We start from the raw sequence: 24,344 nt of genomic DNA, 5'->3' as shown, positions 1-24,344 counted from the left end.
CGGCAGACTGTAGCACAAGCCGCTTTCGGCCGAGCCGAAGTCGAGCGCAGAGCGGAGGAATTGGCGAATATGTCGGATTTCGAACTCGAGCATGATGACCGGCGCGCCCCGCCGCGTCCGGGCTACGCGCAGAAGATGTCGAGCCCGATGTCCTTTGTCTGGACGATGGTCATCTTCCTGATCCTGATCGGGTTCTGCGTCGCCATCCTCTACCGCCAGGCCCACACCGCATTCATGACCAATCCCGGTCTTAACGGGCTGATCCTCGGCGTGCTCCTGATCGGCATCCTGATGGTGTTTTCGCAGGTGCTGGCGCTGCGCCGCGAGGTCGGCTGGCTGAATTCCTTCCGCGCCGCCGGCAGCGCCGACCGCGTCGGGCGCGACCCCAAGCTGCTGGCGCCGATGCGCGCGCTGATCGGCAGCCGCCAGACCATGTCGCTGTCGACCACCTCGCTGCGCTCAATCCTCGATTCGATCGCAACCCGGCTGGACGAGCAGCGCGATACCTCGCGCTATCTCGTCGGCCTTCTGGTCTTTCTCGGCCTGCTCGGCACCTTCTGGGGCCTGCTCAACACCATCGGCTCGATCGGCGACATCATTCAGAATCTCGACCCGAATGCCGGCGATTCCTCCGATGTCCTTGATGCGCTGAAGTCAGGCCTGTCCGGGCCGCTCTCGGGCATGGGCACGGCGTTTTCATCCTCGCTGCTCGGCCTTTCAGGCTCGCTCGTACTCGGTTTCCTCGATCTTCAGGCCGGCCGCGCGCAGAACCGTTTCTACATGGAACTCGAGAACTGGCTGTCCTCGGTCACCGATGTGACCTCCGACCTCGCACCGGCGCTCGAGGGCGTTGCCAGCGGCTCCAGCGAACAGTTCGAAATTCTGGCCGAGGAACTGCGCCGGATCGCCGAGAACGGCTCTGGCGCAGGCTCGGTGCCGGCAATGGCCCAGCTTGCCGAAGGCATTCAGGGCGTCGTCAAGAACATGCGCAACGAGCAGCAGATGCTGCGCGACTGGATCGAGGCGCAACATGAAGAATCCCAGGAGCTGCGCCGCACCCTGCAACGCCTGACTGACAAGCTCGGGGATCGCTGATCATGGCGCTTGCCCGCAACCGCCGTTCCAATCGCAGCGTCGATTACTGGCCGGGCTTTGTCGATGCGCTCGCCACGCTGCTGCTGGCGATCATGTTCCTGCTCACCGTGTTCGTGATCGGGCAGTTCATCCTGACGCGCGAAATCTCCGGCAAGGATGAGGTGCTGAACCGGCTGAACAGCCAGATCGCCGAACTGACCCAGCTTCTGGCGCTCGAAAAGGGCAATACCCAGGACGCCGAGGACATGATCGCCTCGCTGCAGGCATCGCTGTCATCTGCGGAGGCCGCGCGCAGCCGCCTGCAGGCGCTGCTGGATGCAGGTGCTGGCGCAAGCGACAGCGCGAACGCGCAGATCAACGCGCTGTCGGAAGACCTTGAGGCCGAGCGCCAGCTTTCGGCGCGCGCGCAGAACCAGATCGCGCTTTTGAACCAGCAGATCGCGGCGCTCCGCGCCCAGCTTGCCGCCGTCGAGGAGGCGCTGGAGGTCTCCGAGGCGAAGGACGAGGCCTCGCAGGCGCGGATCGCCGATCTCGGCCGCAGGCTGAATGTCGCGCTGGCGCAGAAGGTGCAGGAGCTGAACCGGTATCGCTCGGACTTCTTCGGGCGGCTGCGGCAGATCCTCTCCGATCGCGAGAATATCCGCATCGTCGGCGACCGCTTCGTGTTCCAGTCGGAAGTGCTGTTCCCGTCCGGATCGGACGAGCTCAATGATGACGGCCGCGTCGAACTCGGCAAGCTCGCCGATGCGCTGCTCGAGATCGTCCCGGAAATTCCCGAGGACATCAACTGGGTCCTGCGCGTCGACGGCCATACCGATGACGTGCCGATCCGCCCCGGCGGCCAGTTCGCCGATAACTGGGAACTGTCCTCGGCGCGTGCCAATGCCGTGGTGCGCTACCTGATTTCCGAGGGCGTTCCGGCAAACCGGCTGGTGGCGGCAGGCTTTGCCGAATACCAGCCGATCGCGGAGGGCAACTCGCCCGAAGCGCGCGCCCAGAACCGCCGTATCGAGTTCAAGCTGACGGAGCGGTAGAGCTCCGGCAGTGGCAGTTTCTTGCAGTCGAGCGTGCGAGGAAAAGCTGTTCTGGCGGGACGCTATCGGCTCCAAAAAAACAAACCCGCAGCTCTGCAAAGAGCTACGGGCTTTGTGTCACTGCTTTGGCTGAGCTCAGGCCTTGTCGACGGTCTTCTTGACCGCTTCCTTGGTCTTGCCTTTGGCCTGCTGGGCGTGGCCCTTGGCTTCCTGTGCTGCGCCCTTGGCCTTCGTCTCGTTGTTGCCGGTGGCATCGCCTACACTCTGGCGCGCCTTGCCGGCCACTTCATTTGCCTTGCCCTTAACCTTGTCTGAAGTGCTGCTCATTTTGTGTTCCTCCGGAACATGATCGTTCCGCCGCTTAAAACGGATGTACGGGCCGGTCGGTTCCGTGAGCTTCAACAAAAGGCTGTCGGGGTTCTCATTCGTTCGATCCGGGCGAAGGCGGGCCGAGGTACTTGCCTTCCAAAGCTGCCTTTTCTATTGTGCCGTCTCCGCAAGGATGGCGAGGCGCTTGCGCCCCACCATCGCGCTTTTCCTGCGCTGATCTTCCTGTCAAGCGGACGAGGGCTCCTCCAGGAAGCATCCCATATTGCTTTGACAGGAGAAGCCATGTCCATGTTCAGCGCCGCCCGGCGGCCCAGTATGCGTCTTGTCGCTACCCTTCTGATGATCGGCGGCGTCGCCTCGTTTACCCTCGTCGACACGTTTTCCAAGACGCTCACGGACCGCCACGCGCCGGTGGTGGTGATGTTCATGCAATACGGCCTGGCGGCGCTGATGATGTTGCCGGTGGCGCTCGGTCGCGGCGCGGCGGGCTTTCGCATTATCGGGCCGCGGCTTCTGGTGCTGCGCGCTCTCATCGGCGTCGTCGTCAGCTTCCTGATCGTGACGTCGCTCTCTTTGTTGCCGTTCACGGTCGCGGCGACGCTGTTGCAGCTCGAGACGCTGTTCTTCATTCCGCTGGCGATCGTGCTGTTGAAGGAGCGCGCTGACTGGCGGCGGTGGTTCGCGGTCGGTCTCGGCCTCACCGGCGCGCTCTTGATCCTGCGTCCCGGCACGGAGACCTTTCAGGTCGCTGGCCTTGTGGCGGTCGCTGCCGCGATCGCGCTCGCGCTCAAGAATGTCGTGCTGAAGCAGGTGGCGATGAGTGAGGCGACGGTGCCGGCGCTGTTCTGGATGTATGTGCTGATGGCCGCCATCGCCGCGATCCCGGCCTGGTTCTACTGGTCGGGCATGAGCGGCGGCGATTTCGGCCTGTTCGTCATCTCGGCCGCGCTCGTCAATGCCAGCAATTACTGCATGCTGCGGGCATTCTCGATGGCGGATGCGGTGCAATTGACGCCCGCGCTGCACACCGCCCTGCCGATGGCGGTGCTGATCGGTCTCGTGGTCTTCGGTGAATGGCCGAGCCCGATTGTCTGGGCGGGAATCGCGCTGATTTTCCTCGCGACTTTCATGCCGTCCGGGCCGGCAAAAGCAGAGTAACTACCCAGCGCGTCGCTCGGTCTCGACATCGAACTGCAGGCGAGCGAGTCGGGCGTAGAGGCCGTTCTTCTTCACCAGCGTTTCGTGCCGGCCTTCCTCGACGATCCGGCCCTCGTCCATGACCACGATCCGGTCGGCGGAGAGCACGGTGGCAAGTCGATGGGCGATCACCAGTGTGGTGCGGCCCTGCATCAGCGTGCCGAGCGCCTGCTGCACCAGGATTTCGCTTTCCGCGTCGAGCGCCGAGGTCGCCTCGTCCAGCAGCAACACCGGCGCATCGCGCAGCACGGCGCGGGCGATCGCGATGCGCTGGCGCTGGCCGCCGGAGAACGTGATGCCGCGTTCGCCGGCCATGGTGTCATAGCCATTCTCGAGTTTCGAGATGAAGCCGTCGGCCTGGGCGGCGATGGCGGCGGCGCGGACCGCCTCGCGGCTCGCATCCGGCCGACCCAGCGCGATATTGTCGTGGATGCTTGCGGCGAAGATCGCGACATCCTGGGGCACCATTGCAAACCGTTCGCGCAGCGCCTCGGGGTCGACATCGCGCAGATCCAGACCGTCAAGGGTGATGCGGCCCTGATCGGGATCGTAGAAGCGCAGGAGCAGCGAGAACAGCGTGCTCTTGCCCGCGCCGGAAGGGCCGACGACGGCGACGGTCTCGCCCGGCTGAACATGGAGCGAGACGCCCGATAGCGCCCCGGCCTTCGCGCCGCCCGTCGGATAGCGGAAGGCGACGTTCTCGATGGCGAGCGCGCCGGCGGCGGGCTGGGGCAGGGGGAGGGGATTTTCGGGCGCCGCGATCTGGCGCTGCTCGTGGAGAAGCTCGGTCAGGCGTTCGGCAGCACCCGCTGCCAGCGAGAGTTCGCCCCAGACTTCCGAAAGCTGGCCGAGCGCGCCGGCGGCGAGCACGGAATAGAGCAGGAACTGGCCGAGCGTGCCGCCCGACATCGTGCCCGCCAGAACCGACTGCGCCCCGAACCAGAGGATGGCGGTGATCGAGCAGAACACCAGGCTGATGGCGACCGCCGTCAGCGCGGCCCGCGCCTTGAGCGTCTTGCGGGCCGCCGCAAAGGCGTGCTCGACCGCCGAGCCGTAACGCCGGCCGGCCATCGCCTCGGCGGTGAACGCCTGCAGCGTCCGGGTCGCGCCGATTGCCTCGCCGGCAAAGGCAGTGGCATCGGCAAGTTCGTCCTGGGCGGCGCGCGAGCGCGAGCGGACATTGCGGCCGGCCGCGATCAGCGGCAGCACCACGATCGGGATCGCGGCAATGGCCATCACCGAGAGCTTTGGCGAGGTGTAGACCATCATCGCCAGCGCGCCGATACCCATGATCAGATTGCGCAGCGCGATCGACGCGGTCGCGCCGAAGGCCGACTTGATCTGCACCGTATCGGCGGTCAGCCGCGAGACGATCTCGCCCGACTGGTTGACGTCGAAGAAGGCGGGGGAGAGCCGCACGACATTGTCGAACACGTCGCGGCGCAGGTCGGTCACGACGCGCTCGCCGAGAATCATCACGAAGAAATAGCGCAGCGCGCTCGAGATCCCGAGCGCCAGCGCCATGAGGCCGAGCACGAGGAAATAATTGTTGATCAACTGGGCGTCGGAATCGGAAAAGCCGTGGTCGATGACCCGGCGCACCGCGATCGGCAGCGCGAGCGTGACGAGAGAGGCCGTCAAAAGGAAGGTCAGCGCGCCCGCGACAAGCCCGCGATAGGCGCGGATATAGGGCAGCAGGCCGGCAAGCGGGCTCAGCGCGCGTATCCTTTCGCCCCCGGATGATTCATTTCGGCTCAATGGATTTTCCTCGTTTCCGCCGGTCACCGATATTGCTTTCGGCGGCTCTTGTTATTCGCCTCACGTTCCTGTATAGCGACCGCAACCTTTTCGACAGCCGTGGCCTTTTTGAGGTCTCACGGCTTTGTTTATTCAATAGGCCCGGCCGGCGCAATGGCCGCCAGACCTGAAACGAGCTTGCAGGAACGAGAGTTATGAAGGCTGATATTCATCCCGATTATCACACGATCAAGGTCGTCATGACCGACGGCACGGAATACGAAACCCGCTCGACCTGGGGCAAGGAAGGCGATGTCCTGAACCTCGACATCGACCCGACCTCGCACCCGGCATGGACCGGCGGCTCGCAGCAGCTGCTCGACCGCGGCGGCCGCGTTTCGAAGTTCAACAAGCGCTTCGGCGGTCTCGGCATCTAATCGCAGCCCCAGAGACGATTTTGAAAGACCCGGCCTTTGCGCCGGGTTTTTTGTTGTGCTGTTTTGTCGCAGGGAAATGGGCCGGATCCGGCCTTATCAGCGCCGCGCGAACGCGGTCTGGAGCAGGTCGATCTGGGCGATCACCTGGTTTTCGGGAATTTCCGGCGCTTCGGCCTCAGCGGTCTTCATCAGGCTGTCGTCGAGCTTGCGGATGCGGGCTTCGAGCCGATCGGTATGGGCGGCGAGATCGCGGAAGCCGGGGGGCAGTTCGTTCCATCCGTGCGGGATGCGGTCGTCGCCGTCACCGAGGCGGAGTTTGCGGCGCTCCTGCACCACCTGGTCGAGCGTCATCTCGCCGGTGTTGAGCGAACGCTGCAGCAGCAGCCAGGAGGCGAGCTGCATCAGCCTTGTCGTCAGCCGGATCGATTCCGTGGAATAGAGCGCGGCGCCAAGCGGGCTCAGCATTTTCGCGGCGGCCCGGCCCGGACCATCCAGATAAGCCGCCGTCGTTTCCACGAGTTTCATGCCCTCGGCATAAAGCGCGTAAAACTGCGGAGAGCTTGCGGCCCTGCCGGCGAAATCTATGGGTTTGGCCCCGGAACTGGTCATCAACTTACTCTGGCTACGCTGCCTGCTCATGTGAGCGGGACTTGGACACTACCGAAAACAAATAAACGTGTAGCGCAAAACCGCAAGACGTTTCTTAATGAAAGGTTAATACCCACTGCCAATCAGGAAAAGGCAAAAAAAAGAGCCGCAAATGGGCGGCTCTGAAGTCAGAGGGTGATGATCGGAATCAAGACAGAGGTTCCGATACCGCATTGCGGATGTCCCCAATAAAATCCTGGAAAGGTTAATATTGCGTTTACGCACCGGGCGGGCGTTATTTCTTGAAGAAGCTTTCAGCCGTTTGCCGGTCGCTGCCCTTGCGCGCGATCGCCGCCTCGATGCGTTCGATCTCGGCTCTGAGCGCCGCCGCGAAGTCTTTCAGCGCCTCGATGGAGTGCTGCTCCAGATCGGAGCCGATCACGTAATCGCTCTTCTTCGGCGCGGGTTCATCCTCGTTCCACATTCTCGGCCTCCTCGTTCGCCGGCGCGCGTTCTGCGCTTTCTTCCTCATACTCCCGGGGCGGCGTTCTGAACGCAACCCCCTCGCGGGTGGAGACGGGCGTGGCGGCGTCCGGCATCGCCATGAAGGCTTCGCGCTCGGCCATCGGCACGGGTGGACGCAGGCGCGCGCGCAGCAGCGCATAGGCAAGGATCAGCAGGTGCGCGGTGGCGGTGATGATGAACAGCGCATAGGGGCCGAATGCCGACATGACCGGGCCGCCCACCGTCGGCCCGATGATCGTGCCAATCCCGAACAGGAACAACAGGCCGCTCGAAATCTTCACATAGTCTTCCGGCCGGGCGAAGTCGTTGGCGTGCGAGGCGGTGATCGGGTAGAGCACGTTGGCGGTTGCGCCATAGATCACCACGAGGCCGATCAGCACCTCCGCGCCGGGCTTGAGCAGAAAGATCAGCACGGCGGCAAGCGCCGCGCAGCCGGCAAGTGCCGCGATCACATAGCGCCTGTCGGTCATGTCCGAGATCTTGCCGAACGGCACCTGCGCCACCGCGCCGGCGAGGATCGCGCCGGTGACGAGAAAGGCGATCTCCGCATCCGGCAGACCGGCGCGGGTCGCAAACACGGCCACCAGCGTGCCAAACGCGCCATTGGCGATGCCGGTCAACAGAACGCCGAGACAGGCAACCGGCGAATTGCGGTAAAGCAGTTTGATGTCGATCCTGACCGCCTCGAGCGGACGCGGCGAGGCCGCGTTCGACATGGTCGTGGGCAGCATGGCGACGCAATAGAAAATGCCGGCCACCATGAACAGGATCGCGGTGTTGGTGTTGCCGAAGCCGACCACGAGCTGGCCGCCGACCACGCCGAAAAGGGTGATGCCGGTGTAAAAGGTGAAGACCACGCCGCGGCTGGAATTGTCGACCCGCTCGTTGAGCCAGCTCTCGATGATCATCTGGGTGCCGGCCATGGCAAAGCCGGTCGCGGCCCTGAGCGCAATCCAGGCATATTCGTCGATGAAGATGCCGGTCATCAGCGCCACCATGCAGATGATCGCGATAAAGCCCGAAAACGCGCGGACATGGCCGATGCGCATGATCAGCTTCGGGGCGAATAGACAGCCGAGCACGAAGCCGCTCGCCCAGGACGTACCGATAAAGCCCAGCGCGGTGTCGCTGTAGCCTTCAGCCGCGCCGCGCAGCGGCAGAAGCAGGCCGTGCAGGCCGTTGCCAAGGAAGAGAAACAAGGTGCCGAGCAGCAGCGCGAAAACGGGAAGTAAATTGCGTTTCATCAATGAACCTGGGTAATCTGAAATCAATTTTGGCGGGTATGGTTGCAACGCAACATGACCGCACTTGTTCCGGCGCGATTCTATCACCTGCGCGGCAAATTGCACTGTCGAATTATGGCTGTCGCGGGTGACGCGGCCGGCCTGTCGCTGTATGAGGGGCGAAAGCCCGTTGCGCCGGGCGGATGAGGAGAGACATGGCCAAGCTGATATCGCTGCTGCTGATCGCCGCCATGGCGGTTCAAATCATCAAACCGCTCGGGCTGCCCGGTCTGAAGAAGCGCATGGATTTCTGGAAAATCGCGGTTTTCGCGCTGGCCATGACCGCGCTCGTGGTGGCGATCCGTCCGGGCTGAGGTAGATGTGGCGGGCGCTAAAGGTGCTGGAAAAGGCGGCCGCAAGGCCCGCCTCCAGTTCGCTGACAAGGCCCGCCCCACTCTCCTTCGTCACCCTTGTCTGTTGACGTCTGCCGTGAAAGCGGCAGTCTGATTGGCGGACGGTGTTTCGTGTCACCCTTGGTCGGTTTGCGACCGTGTCCGAGCTGGAAACGCCGCCCGCCTTTCGTCAACCACCCCGAACAGTTGCCGGGGCCGGCGTTGGCGCGCCGAGCCCGTAGGACAAGGATGGGACCATGACTTTGCCACAAAACACGATCGGTTGCGATGTCTCCGGTCAGCGTCTCGATGTTTATCTTCACCCTGCTGCCAAATCTTGCAGCTTCTCCAACGATCCGGCGGGCATCGCCGCCCTGATCGGCCTTGCGCTCGAACACCGGGCTTTCGTGGTGCTGGAAGCCACTGCCCCGTGGGACCAGCCATTGGTGCGGGCGCTTGAGAAGGCGGGGCTTTCCTTCCATCGCGCCAATCCCCGCCGCGCCCGGGACTTTGCCCGCTCCATCGGGATGTTGGCCAAGACCGATGCGGTGGATGCGCGCATGCTGGCGCTTTACGGCGCCAATCTCGACCTGCCAGCCACCGCCCCGGTTTCGCCCGAACGGCTGAAGCTTCAGGGCCTCAACAGCCGCCGCGACCAGTTGGTCGCGATGCGCAAGGCCGAACGCACCCGCCTGAATGGCGTCGCCGATCCGGTGGTGAAGGAAAGCCTCGAGGCCGTGATCGCCCTGCTCGACGTTCAGATCCGCGCGCTTGAGCGACAGATCGCCAACGCCATCAAAGAGACCTGCGACCTTGCCCGCGATGCGGCGCTGCTGCGCTCGGCCGCAGGCGTCGGGCCGGTTTGCGCCGCCATAATCCTTGCCAGCCTGCCCGAACTGGGGCTTGTCGACCGGCGCGCGATCGCCGCCCTGGCCGGCGTGGCGCCAATCGCGCGTGAAACCGGCCTCATGCGCGGCAAACGCCACGTCCAGGGTGGGCGCAAGCGGGTGCGCGATGCCCTCTATATGGCCGCCCTTGCTGCGATCAGAACAGGGCGGTGGAAACAGGCCTACGACCATCTGCGAAGCCGCGGCAAGGCGCCCAAAGCCGCGATCGTCGCCATCGCCAGAAAACTCCTCGTCGCCCTCAACACAGCCATTCGGGAGCAAAAGCCCGTGCTCAATGCACAAACAACTTGACAGCAAAGCACACAGTTGCTCGGGCTTGTCCCGAGGGTCTAAGCACATATCAAAACGAGAAGCGTCTCGGACGAGTTCAAAACAATCTATTACGGTCCGCCAACGCCGCTCGTGGGGAAGGGTGGTTAGATCCTCGGCACAAGGCCGAGGATGACGTCCGTAAAAAGGATGGGTTTGTCACCACGTTGAGGCAGGGCGCAATGCCCGCCTTCTCTCATGCGATCCTCCAAACCTAATGCAGGATCTGGCTCAGGAACAGTTTGGTGCGCTCGTGCTGCGGGTTGTCGAAGAACTCGGCGGGCGCGTTCTGTTCGACGATCTGGCCCTGGTCCATGAAGATCACGCGGTTGGCGACCTGGCGGGCGAAGCCCATTTCGTGGGTCACGCACAGCATGGTCATGCCTTCCTCGGCAAGGCCCACCATGGTGTCGAGCACTTCCTTGATCATTTCCGGGTCGAGCGCCGATGTCGGCTCGTCGAACAGCATGATCTTCGGGTTCATGCACAGCGAGCGGGCAATCGCCACACGCTGCTGCTGACCGCCGGAAAGCTGGCCCGGATACTTGTCCGCCTGCTCGGGGATCTTCACCCGCTCGAGGTAATGCATCGCGATTTCCTCGGCCTGCTTCTTCGGCATCTTGCGCACCCAGATCGGGGCGAGCGTGCAGTTTTCCAGGATGGTGAGATGCGGGAACAGGTTGAAGTGCTGGAACACCATGCCGACTTCGCGGCGGATCTCGTCGATCTTCTTGAGGTCGTCGGTCAGCTCGATATTGTCGACGATGATCGTGCCCTTCTGGTGTTCCTCCAGCCGGTTGATGCAGCGGATCATCGTGGATTTTCCCGAACCGGACGGGCCGGCGATGACGATGCGTTCGCCGCGCATCACCTTCAGGTTGATGTCGCGCAGCACGTGGAAATCGCCATACCACTTGTTGACGTTGATCATGTCGACCGCAACCTCGGTATCCGAGACGGTCATGTGGGAGGTGTCGACGGTGTCTACATTTGTCATTGCGGTTCTCTCAAAAATCTAGCTTCTGTGTCCGGTGTCGAGATGGCGTTCCATGAAGCTGGAATAGCGCGACATGCCGAAGCAGAAGACCCAGAAAACGAGACCGGCGAAGATCAGGCCGGTGATCGGGGTGACGGGCGAGGCCCAGGAGGAGTCAGTGAAGTTGAACTTGATGATGCCGAGCAGGTCGAACATGCCGATGATCGAAACCAGCGAAGTGTCCTTGAAGATCGAGATGAACTGGTTGACGATCGCCGGGATCACCAGCTTGATCGCCTGCGGCAGGATGATCAGCCGCATGGTCTGCCAGTAGCCGAGGCCGAGCGAGGCCGCGCCCTCGAACTGTCCCTTCGGCATCGCCTGAAGCCCGCCGCGGATCACCTCGGCCATATAGGCGGAGATGAACAGCGACACGCCGACGATCGCGCGCAGGAACTTGTTGATCGTCATGCCTTCCGGCAGGAACAGCGGCAGCATCACGCTCGCCATGAACAGGATGGTGATCAGCGGAACGCCGCGCACCACCTCGATGAACATGATCGAGAGCGTGCGCACCACCGGCAGTTTCGACCGCCGGCCAAGCGCCAGCAGAATGCCGAAGGGCAGCGACACCGCGATCGCGAAATAGGACAGGATCAGCGTCACCATCAACCCGCCCCAGGCTGATGTGTCGACCACCGGCAGGCCGAAGACGCCGCCATAGATGATGAAGAAGCCGAAGATCGGAAGCACGATGAACAGCGCCAGCGCGTTCCAGCCCTTGAACGGGGCCTTCGGCATCAGCATCGGGATCAAAAGCGCGGTGAAGATGACCGCCACGAGCACGGGCCGCCAGAGCCACGGATCGGGATAGCGCCCGAACAGGATCTGATCCATCTTGTTGCCGATGAAGGCCCAGCACGCGCCGCTCCAGCCGTCGGGCTTGATGCCGCCCTGGGCAATGGTGGCGCAGGCCGCGCGGTCCGTGCCGGTCCAGGCGGCGTTGATCAGCAGCCAATCGACCATGGGCGGTACCGCCCATACCAGGAAGACGATGGCGATCAGCGTCAGGATCGTGTCCTTGGGCGTGGCGAACAGGTTGGCCCTGAGCCACTGGATCGCGGTCCCTTCTTTCTTTGGCGCAGGCTGCTGTTCCTGCATTTCCTTTCGGACATAAGCCAGATCTTGCGCCATCTTATCTCTCCACCAGAGCCATCTTGGCGTTGAACCAGTTCATGAAGATCGATGTCAGGATCGACAGCGTGAGATAGATGATCATCCAGATCGTCACCACCTCGACCGCCTGTCCCGTCTGGTTGAGCACGGTCTTGCCGACGGCGACGATATCGGCATAGCCGATCGCGACGGCGAGCGAGGAGTTCTTGGTCAGGCTCAGATATTCGGATGTCATCGGCGGGATGATGATCCGCATGGCCTGCGGCACCACGACGAGACGGGTGACCTTGCGCGGATGCAGGCCAAGCGCGCTGGCGGCCTCCGTCTGCCCCTTGGCGACGCCGAGAATGCCGCCGCGGATGATCTCCGCCATGAAGGCGGCGGTATAGAGCGAGAGCGCCAGATAGAGCGACATGAATTCCGGGCCGAGAACCGCGCCGCCCGAAAGGTTGAAGCGTCCTTTGACCGGAATGTCGAAGGTGACCGGCATGCCGGAGACGAAATAGGCGATCAGCGGCAGCAGGATCAGGATCGCGATGCTGACCCTGATCGTCGGGAATTGCTGGCCGGTCGCCATCTGGCGGCGCTTGGACCACACGGCGAGCGCCACGACGGCGACGATCGCCGCCACCAGTGCCGCGCCCATCAGCCAGGAACCGGGGCCGAAGATCGGCGTGGGGAAGGCGAGGCCGCGATTGTTGAGAAAGATATCGAGCGGCAGCGTGATCGAATCGCGCGCCGAGGGCAGGAGCGCCAGAACGCCGGTGTAGAAGAAGAAGATGACAAGCAGCGGCGGAATGTTGCGGAAGATTTCGACATAGACCTCGCTGAGCTTGGCCACGAGCCAGTTCGACGAAAGCCGCCCGATGCCGACGATGAAGCCGATGATCGTCGCTGTCACGATCCCCGCAAGCGAGACGATGACCGTGTTGATGATGCCGATGACAAGCGCCCGGCCATAGGTCATGTCGTTATTGTAGGCGACCGGCGTCTGCGCGATATCGAAACCGGCGCGGCTGTCGAGAAAGCCGAAACCCGACGCGATGCCGGCGTTTTGAAGGTTGGTGATGGTGTTGTCGGTGACCCACCAGACAAATCCTACGACCAGAATGACCGTCACCAACTGGTAGACGAAACCTCTGACGGCGGGATTGTATAGAAGTGCGGCAGCCCGCGACTCCCCCAAGGGAGCGTTGCTAGTCGTGTCAGCCATGTGTTCCCCGGTTTGCCCGAAAGGTTTATGTTATTTTGCCCGGAAGGGTTCTTATTTTATACGGCGCATGGCGGATGACCGCCATGCGCCTGATTGTATAGGTTTATAACCGCAGCTTAGCGGATCGGCGGGCCGTACTGCAGGCCGCCATCGGTCCACAGCGCGTTGAGGCCGCGGTCGATCTTCAGCGGGCTGCCCGAGCCGACGGTCTTGTCGAAGACTTCGCCGTAATTGCCGACCAGCTTGATGACGTTATAGGCCCACTTCTCGTCGAGGCCGAGATCGGCGCCGAGCTTGCTGTCGGTTTCGGTGCCGAGCAGACGCTTGATCCCCGGATTGTCGGAGGATTCGGCAATCTCATCGACGTTTTCGGAGGTGATGCCGAATTCCTCGGCGTTCAGCATCGCGTAGTGAACCCACGATACGACGTCGCCCCACTGGTCGTCGCCCTGGCGCCATGCCGGGCCGAGCGGCTCCTTGGAGATGATTTCCGGCAGGATCACGTAGTTGTCCGGATCGGTGAGCGTCAGACGGATCGCATAAAGGCCCGACTGGTCGGTGGTGTAGACGTCGCAACGGCCCTGGTTGAAGGCGTTGTTGACGTCTTCGAGCTGTTCGTAGACGACCGGGTTGTAATCCATGCCGTTGGCCGAGAAGTAGTCGGCGAGGTTCAGCTCGGTGGTGGTGCCGGACTGCACGCAGACGGCAGCGCCAGAGAGTTCCTTGGCCGAGGAAACGCCCAGGTCCTTCGGCACCATGAAGCCCTGGCCGTCATAATAGTTGACGGTGCGGAAATCGAGGCCGAGCGAGGTGTCGCGCGACAGCGTCCAGGTGGTGTTGCGGCTCAGAACGTCGATTTCGCCGGACTGCAGCGCCGGGAAACGGTCGGTTGCCGTCAGGGCAACGAAATTCACCTTGTCGGGGTCGCCGAAGATCGCGGCGGCGATGGCGCGGCAATATTCAACGTCCAGACCGGACCAGTTCCCCTCATTGTCGGGCGCGGAAAAGCCCTGAAGGCCCGTGCTGACGCCGCAGGTCAACGTTCCTTTGGACTTCACGTCGTCAAGTGTCGCGGCCGCAGCGCCCTGGGCGCCAAGACCCAAGACTACTGCGCCGATCGCGGCTGACAGAATCGTCTTTCTCATTTTCCCAACCTTTGTTTATCGTTGAAATCTCGAGTTGCCGCAGCGGCCAGTTCAGCTCAGGCCGGTCACGACAACTGCCCGCTACCCCTCGGGGCGAGCGGACTTATCACAGTCGTTATTTTCCGGATGGTCAATACTCGGCTGTCAAAAATGGTCTGTTTTCATGGAAAAGGTACACTTTAGTCTAATAAATGGGCAGGGAGCCAAAAACTGTGCGTGACGTTGCTGGGAAACAGGGCAGGCCGTTGACTTGTTTGTTTTATTGACTGTCGATCAACTACCGTGAAATCGTTCAGCCTTGACCGGCCTTCCGCAAAACTCCAAAACACCGGTGCGTTTTTCACAACCGTGCGATTGGATGCCATGGCCAGAATACCAGATGCCGCCTCTAAGCTGGGGGACAATAGCAAGCTCGCCCATTGCGGGAACGACCCGCACGCCTTTCACGGCTTCGTCAATCCGCCGGTGGTGCATGCCTCCACCGTGCTGTTTCCCGATGCCAAAACCACCGTGGAAGGGAGCCAGAAATACACCTATGGCACCCATGGCACGCCGACCACGGATGCGGCCAACGCGGCCTTCACCATGCTGGAAAACGCCGCCGGCACGCTGCTCTACCCATCGGGTCTTGCCTCGATCACCATGCCCTGGCTTGCCTTCCTCAGGCCCGGCGATCACATCCTGATCGTCGATTCGGTCTATGATCCGGCCCGACGTTTCGCCGACAACGTGCTGACGGGGCTCGGGGTGGAAGTCGAATATTACGACCCGGCGCTCGGCGCGGATATCGAGGGCAGGTTCAGGCCGAACACGAAGCTCCTGCATACCGAATCCCCCGGTTCGAACACGTTCGAAATCCAGGACATCCGGCTCCTGTCCGATATCGCCCATGCCCATGACGCCATCGTGTCGATGGACAATACCTGGGCGACGCCGCTCTATTTCAAGCCGCTCGATTTCGGCGTCGATCTGTCGCTCAATGCGGCGACGAAGTACCCCTCCGGCCATTCCGATATCCTGATGGGCACGGCCTCGGCCAATGAGCGCTGCTTCCCGCAGCTTCTTGAGCATTACACCTGGACCGGCATGTGCGCGGCCCCGGACGATGCCTACCAGATCCTTCGCGGACTGAGGACCATGGGCGTGCGGCTTGCCCATCACCAGAAGAGCGCGCTCGAGATCGCGGCCTGGCTGGAAGGCCAGCCGGGGGTATCGCGGGTGCTGCATCCCGGCCTGCCGTCATTTCCCGGCCATGATCTGTGGAAGCGCGATTTCAAGGGCGCGACCGGACTGTTCTCGATCGTGCTCGCGGCGGAGGAGGGCGCCTTCCGCCGTCGCCAGCACGCTTTCCTCGACGCGCTGGACCTGTTCGGCATCGGATATTCCTGGGGCGGCTATGAATCGCTTGCGGTTCCGGTGAACCTTTCCAACCGCACGATCAGCAAGGCGCCCGCGGATGGCCCGCTCATCCGCCTGCAGATTGGCCTTGAGGATGTCCAGGACCTGATGGCCGATCTCGAAAAGGGACTGGCGGCGGCGCGAACGGCTTAGCGCAAACCGCCTTTTCTCGGGTCAAAAGTCCAGGTCGCTGACAAACCTATCCTTTTAACGGACGTCATCCTCGGGCTTGTCCCGAGGATCTAATCACCGTTCCGCACGAGCGGAGTTGGCGTGTCAGGAAGGGATTGTTGTTAGATATCTTTCTCGTCCGAGACGCCTGTCGCGTTGATGCGTGCTTAGATGCTCGGGACAGGCCCGAGCATGACGGCGGTGAGTGGGGCCGGCTTGTTTTTACCATCTTCCCCCGCGATGACCGCCGTGGAACTCCATCGGAGGGCGGTGATATCCGGGCGGCGGGCCGCCATGATAGCCCGGAGGCGGCGGGCGATAACCGGGGCGGCCCACCGGCGGATAATGCGGCGGGGGCGGCTGGCGGTAGACCGGACGCGGTCCGCCCCATGGCGGGCGATATCCGGGAGGCGCCACCCAGCCGGGCGGCGGACCACCCCAGCCGGGTGGGGCGCGCCAGCCGGGTGGCGGATAATAGGGGCGCGGCGGATGGTAGGGCGGATAGCGGCCCCAGGTATTGTACCAGGGGTAACCGCGATAATAATTGTTCCAGTAGGACTGGGAGAACGCGGTGATGGCGACGCCGGCGCCAAATGCGATCGCCGGCGACAGCGTCTGGCGCTGGTTCTTGTAGACGATCTGGATGTAGCGCGCCGCCAGCCAGCCGCGATAATTGGCGTAGGACACGTCGCACCAGCTGTAATCGGCAAGGCAGCCATTAGTGACGAGACTGGCGCCCGCCGGAACGACGGTAACCGACGGGTACGAGGTTGAGGGACCGGCGCGAAGATTGACGTTGGAGGTGGCATAGGCGGCGGTCGCCGCATGCGCCTGAACCGACATCAGCGCTGCCGCCAGCGCGATGCCGGCAGATTTAAAAACGGCGCTTGCTCTCATGGTTTCTCCCCGAAAAAAGTGTTGAAGCCGATGCTAACACAAAACGAACTATGAGGCGCGGAAGCTGAAGGCCAGATGAACGAAGGCCGGGGTAACCGGCCATCCCGGAACTTGCGCAACCGGCGTCAGACCTGATGAAGACCATAGGCCTCATAGCCATAAAGCCAATCCAGCTCCCGGACAAGGGAATCGGGCGAGCGCATGGCCAGCACGGCGTCGCGGCCAAGCCGGAAGGGGCCGCGCGCATGGTAGGCGAACCTGTTCAGGCCAGTGCGCTTCTTCAGGCGCTCCAGCCGCGGGCGGCGATGGGCCTCGAAGGCCGCAAAGGCCGTCGGCGCGGGCATTTCGGCCAGAAAGGCCGCAAGCTCGAAGCCGTCCTCGATCGCCATGGCCGCGCCCTGCGCCGAAAACGGCATCATCGCATGCAGCGCGTCGCCGATCATGATTGTGTCCGCGCCATTGTGCCAGCGGCCGTCGCCAACCTCGTAAAGCGGCCAGGCCGCGGGGGAGACCTTTGAAAAAAGCCGTTTGAGCGCGCCGTTCCAGCCGCCGAAGTGCTTTTCGCGGGCAACCTGCCAGCTATGATCGGCATTGCCGTCCCAGGTCTCGCCCGGGTTGGCGCCTGCGGCGATCGCCACGAGGTTGAAGCCGCTGACATCGCGCAGCGGATAGGCGACGAGGTGGGCGCTCGGCCCCATGAAGGCGGTGATGTGCTCGCGGTTCAGGAAGGCCGGCGTATCTTCCGACGAGACCACGAAACGCCAGGCGATATTGCCCGAAAACCGCGCCGTCGCGCTGCCCTCTATTCGGCCGCGGCTGGCGGACCATACGCCGTCGGCGCAGATGATGGCATCGGGCTTGCGGCTGCCGTCGGCGACACGCGCCGCGATATCGCGAGAGGTCGCCCGCTCGCCAAGCTTCAGGTTGGCGAGCGGTTCTTCGGCGACCGCCTGTGCAAGCGCCGTCTGCAATGTGGCGCGGTGCAGCACGCCATAGGGCGCATTCCAGCGTGTGCGGGCTTCGCTCATCGGCAGGCCGGTGATCCGACGAAGGCTGATGCCGGAGGCAAGGGTGATCTCGCGCGGCTCGCGCCACTGGCTTTCCAGCCGGGAGAGCACGCCGACCCGTTCAAGGCAGCGCGCGGCGTTGGGCGAAATCTGCAGGCCGGCGCCGACCTCGTTCAGTTCTTCCGCCTGTTCGAAGATGTCGCTGGAAATGCCGCGCCTGGCGAGCGCCAGCGCCACGTGCAGCCCGGCAACGCCCGCTCCGATGATGGCGACATGTTGAACTGTCATGGCATTCCTTGACCGCCGAAAGCGTCGTCCGGCGGGCGCGCGGTCAGGCCGCGTCGACCCGATAGGCGCAGCCGGCCGGGTTGGTCTCATCTGCGTGAAGGGCGGGGTTGTAGCGGTAATGCGTCGAGCAATAGGAACAGACCGCCTCGTCGTCATCGCCCATATCGATGAAGATATGCGGATGGTCGAAGGGCGCGGACGCGCCGACGCACATGAATTCCTTGACTCCGACCTCGATGGAGCGATGTCCCTCGTCGTTCTTGAAATGCGCGATCGCGTGACCAGCCATAATTGTCTCCGGTTCCTTGAGCTTTCGGCGCGGACACTATAACTCTTTGCCGCAAATGTGTAGTACCCGATTTGTCGCTGAGGCGGCTTTTCGCGGGCTTGTTTTTGACGACCATCAGCCGCGGTGCAGCCATGAATTTCAATCTCCCGGATTTCGACAGTTTCAGCCATGACGGCCTCGATCTTTCCTATTTCGATGTCGGCAACGGCGAGCCTGTCCTGCTGATCCACGGCTTCGCCTCGACGGCATCCGTTAACTGGGTGCATCCGGGCTGGCTGAAGACGCTGGGGGAGGCGGGCTACCGGGTGATCGCGCTCGACAATCGCGGCCATGGCAAGAGCGACAAGCCGCACGATCCCGAACGCTATTATCCAAGGCTGATGGCCGGGGATGCCGCCGCCCTTCTCGGTCACCTCGGTATCGAAAGCGCCCATGTGATGGGTTATTCCATGGGCGCGCGCATCGCCGCCAATCTGGCGCTCGCCCATCCGGCTAAGGTTCGCAGCCTGGTCTTCGGCGGTCTCGGCATCGCGCTTTGCGACGGGGCCGGGGACTGGGACCCGATCGCCGAAGCGCTGCGCGCGCCTTCGCTGGAAGACGTCACCCATGAGCGCGGCCGCATGTTCCGCAGCTTCGCCGACCAGACCAAGAGCGATCGGATCGCGCTTGCCGCCTGCATCGAGACCTCGCGTGAGCTCGTGAGCCGTGAGGATGTCGGCAGCATCGCCGCGCCGACGCTGATCGGGGTCGGCACCCGCGACGATCTCGCGGGCTCCGCCCAGACACTTGCCGGGCTGATGCAGAATGCGCGGGCGCTCGACATTCCCAACCGCGACCATATGCTCGCCGTTGGCGACAAGGTGTTCAAGCAGGCGGTTCTGGATTTCCTTGAGGACGCGGCCGACACGAAAAACTGAAGACCGACGCATTGGTAATTGCGGCCGGCTGATCTATATTCCCGCAAATTGCGTCCTTTACCGTGCTGACGGTGCCGGCAGGTGCGACGCCCGGAGAAACCGGAAGAAAAGGAGGCCGTCATGGCCGCGCAGCCCGAAAAGAACAGCCAGGAAACCAATCTGAAGGCCGTCGATCCGATCTGGGCGAGCCTCAGGTCGGAGGCCGAATACGCGCTCGAAAAGGACCCGATCCTTGCGGCGTTCCTGTATTCGACCATTCTGAACCATGATTCGCTGGAGGATTGCGTTGTCTACCGCATCTGCGAGCGGCTCGACCATCCGGATGTCCAGGCGATTCTTCTGCGCCAGACCTTCGAGGAAATGCGTCGGGACTGGCCGGAATGGGGCGATATCCTGCGCGTCGATATCCAGGCGGTTTATGATCGCGATCCGGCCTGCACGCGGTTCATGGAGCCGGTGCTCTATTTCAAGGGCTTTCACGCGATCCAGACCCATCGCCTGGCGCACTGGCTGTGGAACCGCGGCCGGCAGGATCTGGCGCTATACTTGCAGAGCCGCTCTTCCAGCGTATTCCAGACCGATATCAATCCGGCCGCCAGGATGGGCAAGGGCATCTTCCTCGATCACGCCACCGGCCTCGTGGTCGGCATGACGGCGACGATCGGCGACGATGTCTCGATCCTGCAGGGCGTCACGCTCGGGGGCACTGGCAAGGAAACCGGTGACCGTCACCCCAAGATCGGCGACAGCGTGCTGATCGGCGCGGGTGCCAAGGTGCTCGGCAATATCGCGGTCGGCAAGTGCTCCCGTATTGCGGCCGGTTCCGTGGTGCTGAAGCCGGTGCCGGCCAATTCCACGGTCGCCGGCGTTCCCGCCAAGGTCATCGGCACGGCCGGCTGCTCCGATCCCGCGCGCTCGATGGACCAGTTGATCATTTCCGAGGAATAGACGCGGGCAGAGAACAAATCCATGCGGCCGCGCGTTTGCGTTTCGCTGGCGCGCATGGCAAAAGCCGCGGACATTGCAAAGGCCAGACGGAGAAAATCCCTTGAAACAAGACGAAATCAAAAAACTCGACGCCTATTTCAAACGTCTCTTCGGCCCGAGCTTTGCGGTCCGGGCGCGGCCGCGCAAGGATGATTCCTGCGAAGTCTACAATGGCGAGGAGTTCATCGGCGTCATTTATCTCGATGACGAGGACGGCGACCGCTCCTACAATTTCTCGATGGCTATCCTCGACGTCGACCTCGAAGGCTGAGCGCGCTTAAGCCTGTGGCCAGACTGTCCGGCCACAAAAAAGGCCGGCCCGTGTGAGGGCCGGCAAAAGGCGGAAACATTTCGGTGATGTGAAGTCAGAGGGCAGTAAGTCACTCTTCAAAATCCGGGGCGGCAATACGCAGGTTACGGCAATCGTACCAGGCAGCGGGTGGCGCCGCCTTGCCCCGTGGTTTGGATAGTGTAAGAACATCTCGTTTTGATGACATCGAGACGCATTTGAGCCCTCATTCCGAAAAATTCGGAAAGATGCCGGCGTCTCAGAGGGGAATGAGATGCCGCCGCTTTCCGAACTTCTCGAACTTTGCGTATTGCTGGCGCTAGCCGGCGGAATTGCCGGCTTTCTGGCCGGGCTTTTCGGCATTGGCGGCGGAGCCGTGCTGGTGCCCGTTTTCTATCAGGCGTTTGCCCTGTTCGGCGTGGATGACGGGTTGCGCATCAAGCTGAGCGTCGGCACCTCGCTTGCGATCATCATTCCGACATCGCTGCGCTCCTTCCAGTCGCACTACAAACGCGGCGCGGTCGATATGTCGGTGCTCAGGCGCTGGGTGATCGCGGTGCCGTTCGGGGCCGTGGTTTCGACGCTGGTGATTGCCTATGCGCCCGGCAGCCTGCTGCGCGGCGCCTTCGCGGTGATCACGCTGTTGATCGGCCTCAAGATGCTCTATCCGAAATCGGCCGAATGGCGGCTGGGCGATGACCTGCCGAAGAACCCGGCGCTGTTTGTCTATGGCTGGCTTATCGGGCTTCTGTCCGGCCTGATCGGCATTGGCGGCGGCACGCTCAACAACACCTTCATGACTCTGTTCAACCGGCCGATCCATCAGGCGGTGGCAACCTCGGCAGGCGTCGGCGTGCTGATTTCAATACCGAGCTTCATCGGCAATATCGTCGGCGGCTGGGGCAAGGCGGGGCTTCCGCCGCTTTCCACCGGCTATGTCAACTGGGTCGCCGTCGCGCTGATCATTCCGATCACGATGCTGATCGCGCCGCTTGGGGCCACCGTCGCGCACCAGCTCAGCAAGCGGAAACTGGAAGCCGGCTTCGGCATCTTCCTGCTGATCATCTCGGCGCGGTTTTTCTATTCGTTCTTCTGATCTGCTATTCGGTCAGGCGTAACTCGTCCGAGCGCATGTCGACAGAGGTCAGCGTGGAAAGGAAGCTCATGCCGAGCAGGCTTTCGGCAAGCCGGCCCTCCGTCGCCACCATGGCCCTGACATTGCGCCGCGTGATCGGGCCGATCGAAACCTCGTCGAGCGTTATGGGCGCGGCCATCGCCGTGCCGTTGGCCGTGGTCACCATCGCGGTATAGCTGAGATTGGAGCCTTCAAACCCGATGCGGGCGGCGTCGCGCGCGGTCAGCGTCACGCGGCTTGCGCCCGAATCGACCAGCATGGTGATCGTCTCGCTATCGACCACGACATCAGCGGCGAAATGGCCGTCCAGGCGCTTGTGGAGGATCACCTGCTGGCGCCCGTCGGACGTGGTGGTTTCCATTGCCATGCCGGGGATCAGCCCGCTGAAAAGCCTCGCGCCGACAGTGCGAAAATCGTCGCGGAAGATGTAGGCCGCCGCCACTACGAGCAGCACCGCCGCCCAGATCAGCAGCGACTGGAACACGAAGCCGAGATTGCGCCGGCTTTGCAGCACGCCCGCCGAGACCAGCAGCAGGATGGGCGCGAGCCAGAGTGTGCGAGCAAAGTCATCGCTGTTGACGCCAAGCGTGGTGCCGCTGGTTCCCGTGACCATGAGGAGGATCATGCCGACCGAAACGATGGCGATCAAAATCCAGAAAAGGCGCAAGGCGAAAACTCCCGGTCCGAGACGATGTTGTACTGTCCGGATATCGGGTTTCAGGCGGCGATAGCAAGGGTTGTGAGGAAAACGATCTCGCCGATCTGCGCGGCAGCGCCCAGCGTGTCGCCGGTATGGCCGGCGATCTTCTTTCTGATGAAGGCGGAAAACAGCAGCGATGCGACGCCGGCGGACGCCAAGGCTATCACAACCCCGCCGAGCGCGCTCGTCGCAATGCCGATCCCGACGCATAGAAGGAGCGTGATCGCCTCGGCCGAGGCCGTTGTCCGAACGCCGGGCCGTCCAAGCGTCGCGGCCGCGCCGTCCGCGCGGGCGGCCGGCAGCATTGTCCACTGCAGCACAAGGCTTCCGCGGCCGGCAATGGCAGCGGCAATGAACAGCAGCGCCGCAGCCGTCGGGCCATAATGCGCAACGAGCGCGGCAAGTGCTGCCGCCCGCAACAGCAGCGACAGGACGACCGCGATGACGCCGAAAACGCCGGAATGGCTGTCCTTCATGATCGCCAGCGCTGTTGCACGGTCGCGACCGCCGAAAAGCCCGTCGGCCGCGTCAGCCAGACCATCTTCGTGGAGCCCGCCGCAGACCATGATCGAGATCAGCACGGCGAGGAGCGCGGCAACCAGCGGTGAAGCGCCGAGCCAGACGAAACCCGCCAGCGCGATGGCGGGCAGGATGGTTGCAATCGCGCCGGCAAGCGGGTACGCCCAGGCGGCGCGGGCGCCCGCCGGCATCTCGGCCATAAGCAGATCAGGCACTCTGAGACGGGTCAGGAAGCTAAGGGCGCTCGTCAAGTCGGTAATGAAGAATGGCATCTTCATTGGTTTGTGCTCGTTTCCAGGTCTTCGGCCTTGCTAGCCGGCCGTTTGAAAAATATGAGCTTTGGCAACGCTGTCAGCATAGCACGGGACAAAACAAATGAGCGATGGACACCCATTCGAGGATTTTCGCACTTTGCTGGACGCCTTCCCCAAGGCCGATGCACAGATACTCTCACAGGCGAGAAAACGCAACTCTGTACTTACCAAACCGCCCGGCTCGCTTGGCAGGCTGGAAGAGATCGCCATGTGGCTTGCGGCCTGGAGCGGTCGGACGCCGGCGGTCAACCGGCCCATGGTCGCTGTTTTTGCCGGCAATCACGGTATAGCAGCAAAGGGCGTTTCGGCCTATCCCCAGGCCGTCACCAAGCAGATGGTCGAGAATTTCGCCAAGGGCGGCGCGGCGATCAACCAGATCTGCGCCAGCGTCGATCTGAGCCTGAAAATATTCGACCTCGCGCTCGATCACCCCACCGGCGATATCTCGGTCGAGCCCGCGCTTTCAGAGCGCGATTGCGCTGCGACCATGGCCTACGGCATGGAGGCGGTGGCCGGCGGCGTCGACCTTCTCTGCCTCGGCGAGATGGGCATCGGCAACACCACCGTCGCCGCGGCACTCAGCTATGGACTTTATGGCGGCAGCGCCGCCGACTGGGTCGGTCCGGGCACAGGTGTGGAAGGGGAGGCTTACGAACGCAAGGTCGCGCTGGTCGAGCAGGCCGTGGCGCTGCACAAGGATCACGTGTCCGATCCGCTGGAAGCCTTGCGCCGTCTCGGCGGGCGGGAACTGGCGGCGATCGCCGGCGCCATCATCGCCGCGCGCATGCAGAAGGTGCCGGTGCTGATCGACGGCTATGTCGCGACCGCCGCCGCCGCCGTGCTGAAAGCCGCCAATCCCTCGGCGCTCGACCACTGCATGATCGCCCATGTTTCCGCCGAACCGGGGCATCTGAAGCTCGTCCAGAAGCTCGGCAAGACGCCGCTCCTGGCGCTCGGCATGCGGCTCGGCGAGGGCACGGGCGCTGCCCTTGCCGCCAGCCTGGTGAAGGCCGCTGCCGCCTGTCATACAGGCATGGCTACATTCGAGGAAGCCGGTGTGTCCGACCGGGAAGGGTGAGTCACAAACGTGTCGCAGGACTGTCACGGGCCTGTGGCAGTTTGCGCGCTACACCGGGCGACAACGCAGG

General features: G+C 63.0%; 26 protein-coding genes. 12 read left to right on the top strand and 14 right to left on the bottom strand.

The features are described 5' to 3' along the window. The first annotated feature begins 60 nt into the window (after window positions 1–60). Window positions 61–1,095 carry a flagellar motor protein MotA gene (locus tag V6767_RS01210; RefSeq protein ID WP_448471742.1) on the top strand — a complete coding sequence of 345 codons (1,035 nt, stop codon included), beginning with the start codon at window positions 61–63 and terminating at the stop codon, window positions 1,093–1,095. Between the two features lie 2 nt (window positions 1,096–1,097). Beyond that, the gene (locus V6767_RS01205; protein ID WP_448471741.1) at window positions 1,098–2,129 is read left to right on the top strand and encodes a peptidoglycan -binding protein; all 1,032 of its coding nucleotides are present in this window, start codon (window positions 1,098–1,100) and stop codon (window positions 2,127–2,129) included. 135 nt (window positions 2,130–2,264) lie between these two features. Here V6767_RS01205 and V6767_RS01200 read toward each other — a convergent pair whose 3' ends face one another. Then, window positions 2,265–2,456, bottom strand: coding sequence for a CsbD family protein (locus tag V6767_RS01200; protein ID WP_448471740.1), 192 nt, complete (start codon window positions 2,454–2,456; stop codon window positions 2,265–2,267). 285 nt (window positions 2,457–2,741) lie between these two features. Between V6767_RS01200 and V6767_RS01195 the strand changes: the two genes are divergently transcribed. Then, window positions 2,742–3,617, top strand: a complete 876-nt coding sequence (locus V6767_RS01195; RefSeq protein ID WP_448471739.1) for a DMT family transporter — start codon at window positions 2,742–2,744, stop codon at window positions 3,615–3,617. On the opposite strand, the gene V6767_RS01190 is transcribed toward V6767_RS01195, so the two are convergent. Next, entirely contained in the window at window positions 3,618–5,414 is a 1,797-nt protein-coding gene (locus tag V6767_RS01190) for an ABC transporter transmembrane domain-containing protein (RefSeq protein WP_448471738.1), read from the bottom strand. 194 nt (window positions 5,415–5,608) lie between these two features. On the opposite strand from V6767_RS01190, the gene rpmE reads away from it, so the two are divergent. Next, complete coding sequence (gene rpmE, locus V6767_RS01185; protein ID WP_180897611.1) at window positions 5,609–5,830, top strand: 50S ribosomal protein L31; 222 nt, start codon at window positions 5,609–5,611, stop codon at window positions 5,828–5,830. Between the two features lie 96 nt (window positions 5,831–5,926). On the opposite strand, the gene rcdA is transcribed toward rpmE, so the two are convergent. The 3 genes from rcdA to V6767_RS01170 all read right to left on the bottom strand — a co-directional run bounded on the left by rcdA (window position 5,927) and on the right by V6767_RS01170 (window position 8,187). Then, window positions 5,927–6,439 carry a protease adaptor protein RcdA gene (gene rcdA, locus V6767_RS01180; RefSeq protein WP_448471737.1) on the bottom strand — a complete coding sequence of 171 codons (513 nt, stop codon included), beginning with the start codon at window positions 6,437–6,439 and terminating at the stop codon, window positions 5,927–5,929. A gap of 274 nt (window positions 6,440–6,713) precedes the next feature. After that, entirely contained in the window at window positions 6,714–6,902 is a 189-nt protein-coding gene (locus V6767_RS01175) for a DUF1192 domain-containing protein (RefSeq protein ID WP_448471736.1), read from the bottom strand. Further along, the gene (locus V6767_RS01170; RefSeq protein ID WP_448471735.1) at window positions 6,886–8,187 is read right to left on the bottom strand and encodes an MFS transporter; all 1,302 of its coding nucleotides are present in this window, start codon (window positions 8,185–8,187) and stop codon (window positions 6,886–6,888) included. Before V6767_RS01170 ends, V6767_RS01175 begins: the two co-directional genes overlap by 17 nt. A 194-nt stretch (window positions 8,188–8,381) precedes the next feature. Between V6767_RS01170 and V6767_RS01165 the strand changes: the two genes are divergently transcribed. Both V6767_RS01165 and V6767_RS01160 read left to right on the top strand, forming a co-directional pair. Further along, a complete protein-coding gene (locus V6767_RS01165; protein WP_448466919.1) occupies window positions 8,382–8,540 on the top strand; it encodes a hypothetical protein in 159 nt (52 codons plus the stop codon). Window positions 8,541–8,815: 275 nt separating this feature from the next. After that, entirely contained in the window at window positions 8,816–9,757 is a 942-nt protein-coding gene (locus V6767_RS01160; RefSeq protein ID WP_448471734.1) for an IS110 family transposase, read from the top strand. A gap of 232 nt (window positions 9,758–9,989) precedes the next feature. Here the strand turns inward: V6767_RS01160 and V6767_RS01155 are convergent, their stop codons facing one another. From V6767_RS01155 to V6767_RS01140, 4 genes are all read right to left on the bottom strand, one after another. Beyond that, window positions 9,990–10,772 carry an amino acid ABC transporter ATP-binding protein gene (locus V6767_RS01155; RefSeq protein ID WP_448471733.1) on the bottom strand — a complete coding sequence of 261 codons (783 nt, stop codon included), beginning with the start codon at window positions 10,770–10,772 and terminating at the stop codon, window positions 9,990–9,992. Between the two features lie 18 nt (window positions 10,773–10,790). Beyond that, window positions 10,791–11,945, bottom strand: a complete 1,155-nt coding sequence (locus V6767_RS01150; RefSeq protein ID WP_448471732.1) for an amino acid ABC transporter permease — start codon at window positions 11,943–11,945, stop codon at window positions 10,791–10,793. 1 nt (window position 11,946) lies between these two features. Next, window positions 11,947–13,140, bottom strand: coding sequence for an amino acid ABC transporter permease (locus V6767_RS01145; protein WP_448471731.1), 1,194 nt, complete (start codon window positions 13,138–13,140; stop codon window positions 11,947–11,949). Window positions 13,141–13,256: 116 nt separating this feature from the next. Then, window positions 13,257–14,285: an amino acid ABC transporter substrate-binding protein gene (locus V6767_RS01140; protein ID WP_448429660.1), complete on the bottom strand. Its 1,029-nt coding sequence runs from the start codon at window positions 14,283–14,285 to the stop codon at window positions 13,257–13,259. A gap of 363 nt (window positions 14,286–14,648) precedes the next feature. On the opposite strand from V6767_RS01140, the gene V6767_RS01135 reads away from it, so the two are divergent. Further along, entirely contained in the window at window positions 14,649–15,836 is a 1,188-nt protein-coding gene (locus V6767_RS01135; RefSeq protein ID WP_448471730.1) for a cystathionine beta-lyase, read from the top strand. Window positions 15,837–16,076: 240 nt separating this feature from the next. Here V6767_RS01135 and V6767_RS01130 read toward each other — a convergent pair whose 3' ends face one another. The 3 genes from V6767_RS01130 to V6767_RS01120 all read right to left on the bottom strand — a co-directional run bounded on the left by V6767_RS01130 (window position 16,077) and on the right by V6767_RS01120 (window position 18,335). Next, window positions 16,077–16,751 (bottom strand): SH3 domain-containing protein, encoded by a 675-nt coding sequence (locus V6767_RS01130; RefSeq protein WP_448471729.1) that lies wholly within the window; start codon window positions 16,749–16,751, stop codon window positions 16,077–16,079. 125 nt (window positions 16,752–16,876) lie between these two features. After that, the gene (locus V6767_RS01125) at window positions 16,877–18,046 is read right to left on the bottom strand and encodes an FAD-dependent monooxygenase (RefSeq protein WP_448471728.1); all 1,170 of its coding nucleotides are present in this window, start codon (window positions 18,044–18,046) and stop codon (window positions 16,877–16,879) included. A gap of 43 nt (window positions 18,047–18,089) precedes the next feature. Beyond that, window positions 18,090–18,335 (bottom strand): zinc-finger domain-containing protein, encoded by a 246-nt coding sequence (locus tag V6767_RS01120; protein WP_448471727.1) that lies wholly within the window; start codon window positions 18,333–18,335, stop codon window positions 18,090–18,092. A gap of 131 nt (window positions 18,336–18,466) precedes the next feature. Here V6767_RS01120 and V6767_RS01115 point away from each other — a divergent pair, with 131 nt between their 5' ends. The 4 genes from V6767_RS01115 (at window position 18,467) to V6767_RS01100 (ending at window position 21,624) form a co-directional block, all read left to right on the top strand. After that, window positions 18,467–19,252 (top strand): alpha/beta fold hydrolase, encoded by a 786-nt coding sequence (locus V6767_RS01115; RefSeq protein WP_448471726.1) that lies wholly within the window; start codon window positions 18,467–18,469, stop codon window positions 19,250–19,252. Window positions 19,253–19,372: 120 nt separating this feature from the next. Further along, complete coding sequence (gene cysE / locus V6767_RS01110) at window positions 19,373–20,200, top strand: serine O-acetyltransferase (protein ID WP_448471725.1); 828 nt, start codon at window positions 19,373–19,375, stop codon at window positions 20,198–20,200. A 100-nt stretch (window positions 20,201–20,300) separates the two neighbouring features. Then, window positions 20,301–20,510, top strand: a complete 210-nt coding sequence (locus tag V6767_RS01105) for a DUF3126 family protein (protein WP_018066339.1) — start codon at window positions 20,301–20,303, stop codon at window positions 20,508–20,510. Between the two features lie 292 nt (window positions 20,511–20,802). After that, window positions 20,803–21,624, top strand: coding sequence for a sulfite exporter TauE/SafE family protein (locus tag V6767_RS01100; RefSeq protein ID WP_448466936.1), 822 nt, complete (start codon window positions 20,803–20,805; stop codon window positions 21,622–21,624). A 4-nt stretch (window positions 21,625–21,628) separates the two neighbouring features. Here V6767_RS01100 and V6767_RS01095 read toward each other — a convergent pair whose 3' ends face one another. Both V6767_RS01095 and cobS read right to left on the bottom strand, forming a co-directional pair. Next, window positions 21,629–22,330, bottom strand: coding sequence for a retropepsin-like aspartic protease family protein (locus V6767_RS01095; RefSeq protein ID WP_448471724.1), 702 nt, complete (start codon window positions 22,328–22,330; stop codon window positions 21,629–21,631). A 50-nt stretch (window positions 22,331–22,380) separates the two neighbouring features. Further along, window positions 22,381–23,154: an adenosylcobinamide-GDP ribazoletransferase gene (gene cobS, locus V6767_RS01090; protein WP_448471852.1), complete on the bottom strand. Its 774-nt coding sequence runs from the start codon at window positions 23,152–23,154 to the stop codon at window positions 22,381–22,383. A 103-nt stretch (window positions 23,155–23,257) separates the two neighbouring features. On the opposite strand from cobS, the gene cobT reads away from it, so the two are divergent. After that, the gene (gene cobT, locus V6767_RS01085; RefSeq protein ID WP_448471723.1) at window positions 23,258–24,274 is read left to right on the top strand and encodes a nicotinate-nucleotide--dimethylbenzimidazole phosphoribosyltransferase; all 1,017 of its coding nucleotides are present in this window, start codon (window positions 23,258–23,260) and stop codon (window positions 24,272–24,274) included. Window positions 24,275–24,344 lie beyond the last annotated feature (70 nt).

It is taken from the genome of Martelella sp. FLE1502 (genome assembly GCF_053484255.1).
This window is presented reverse-complemented; position numbering and strand designations above follow the sequence as displayed.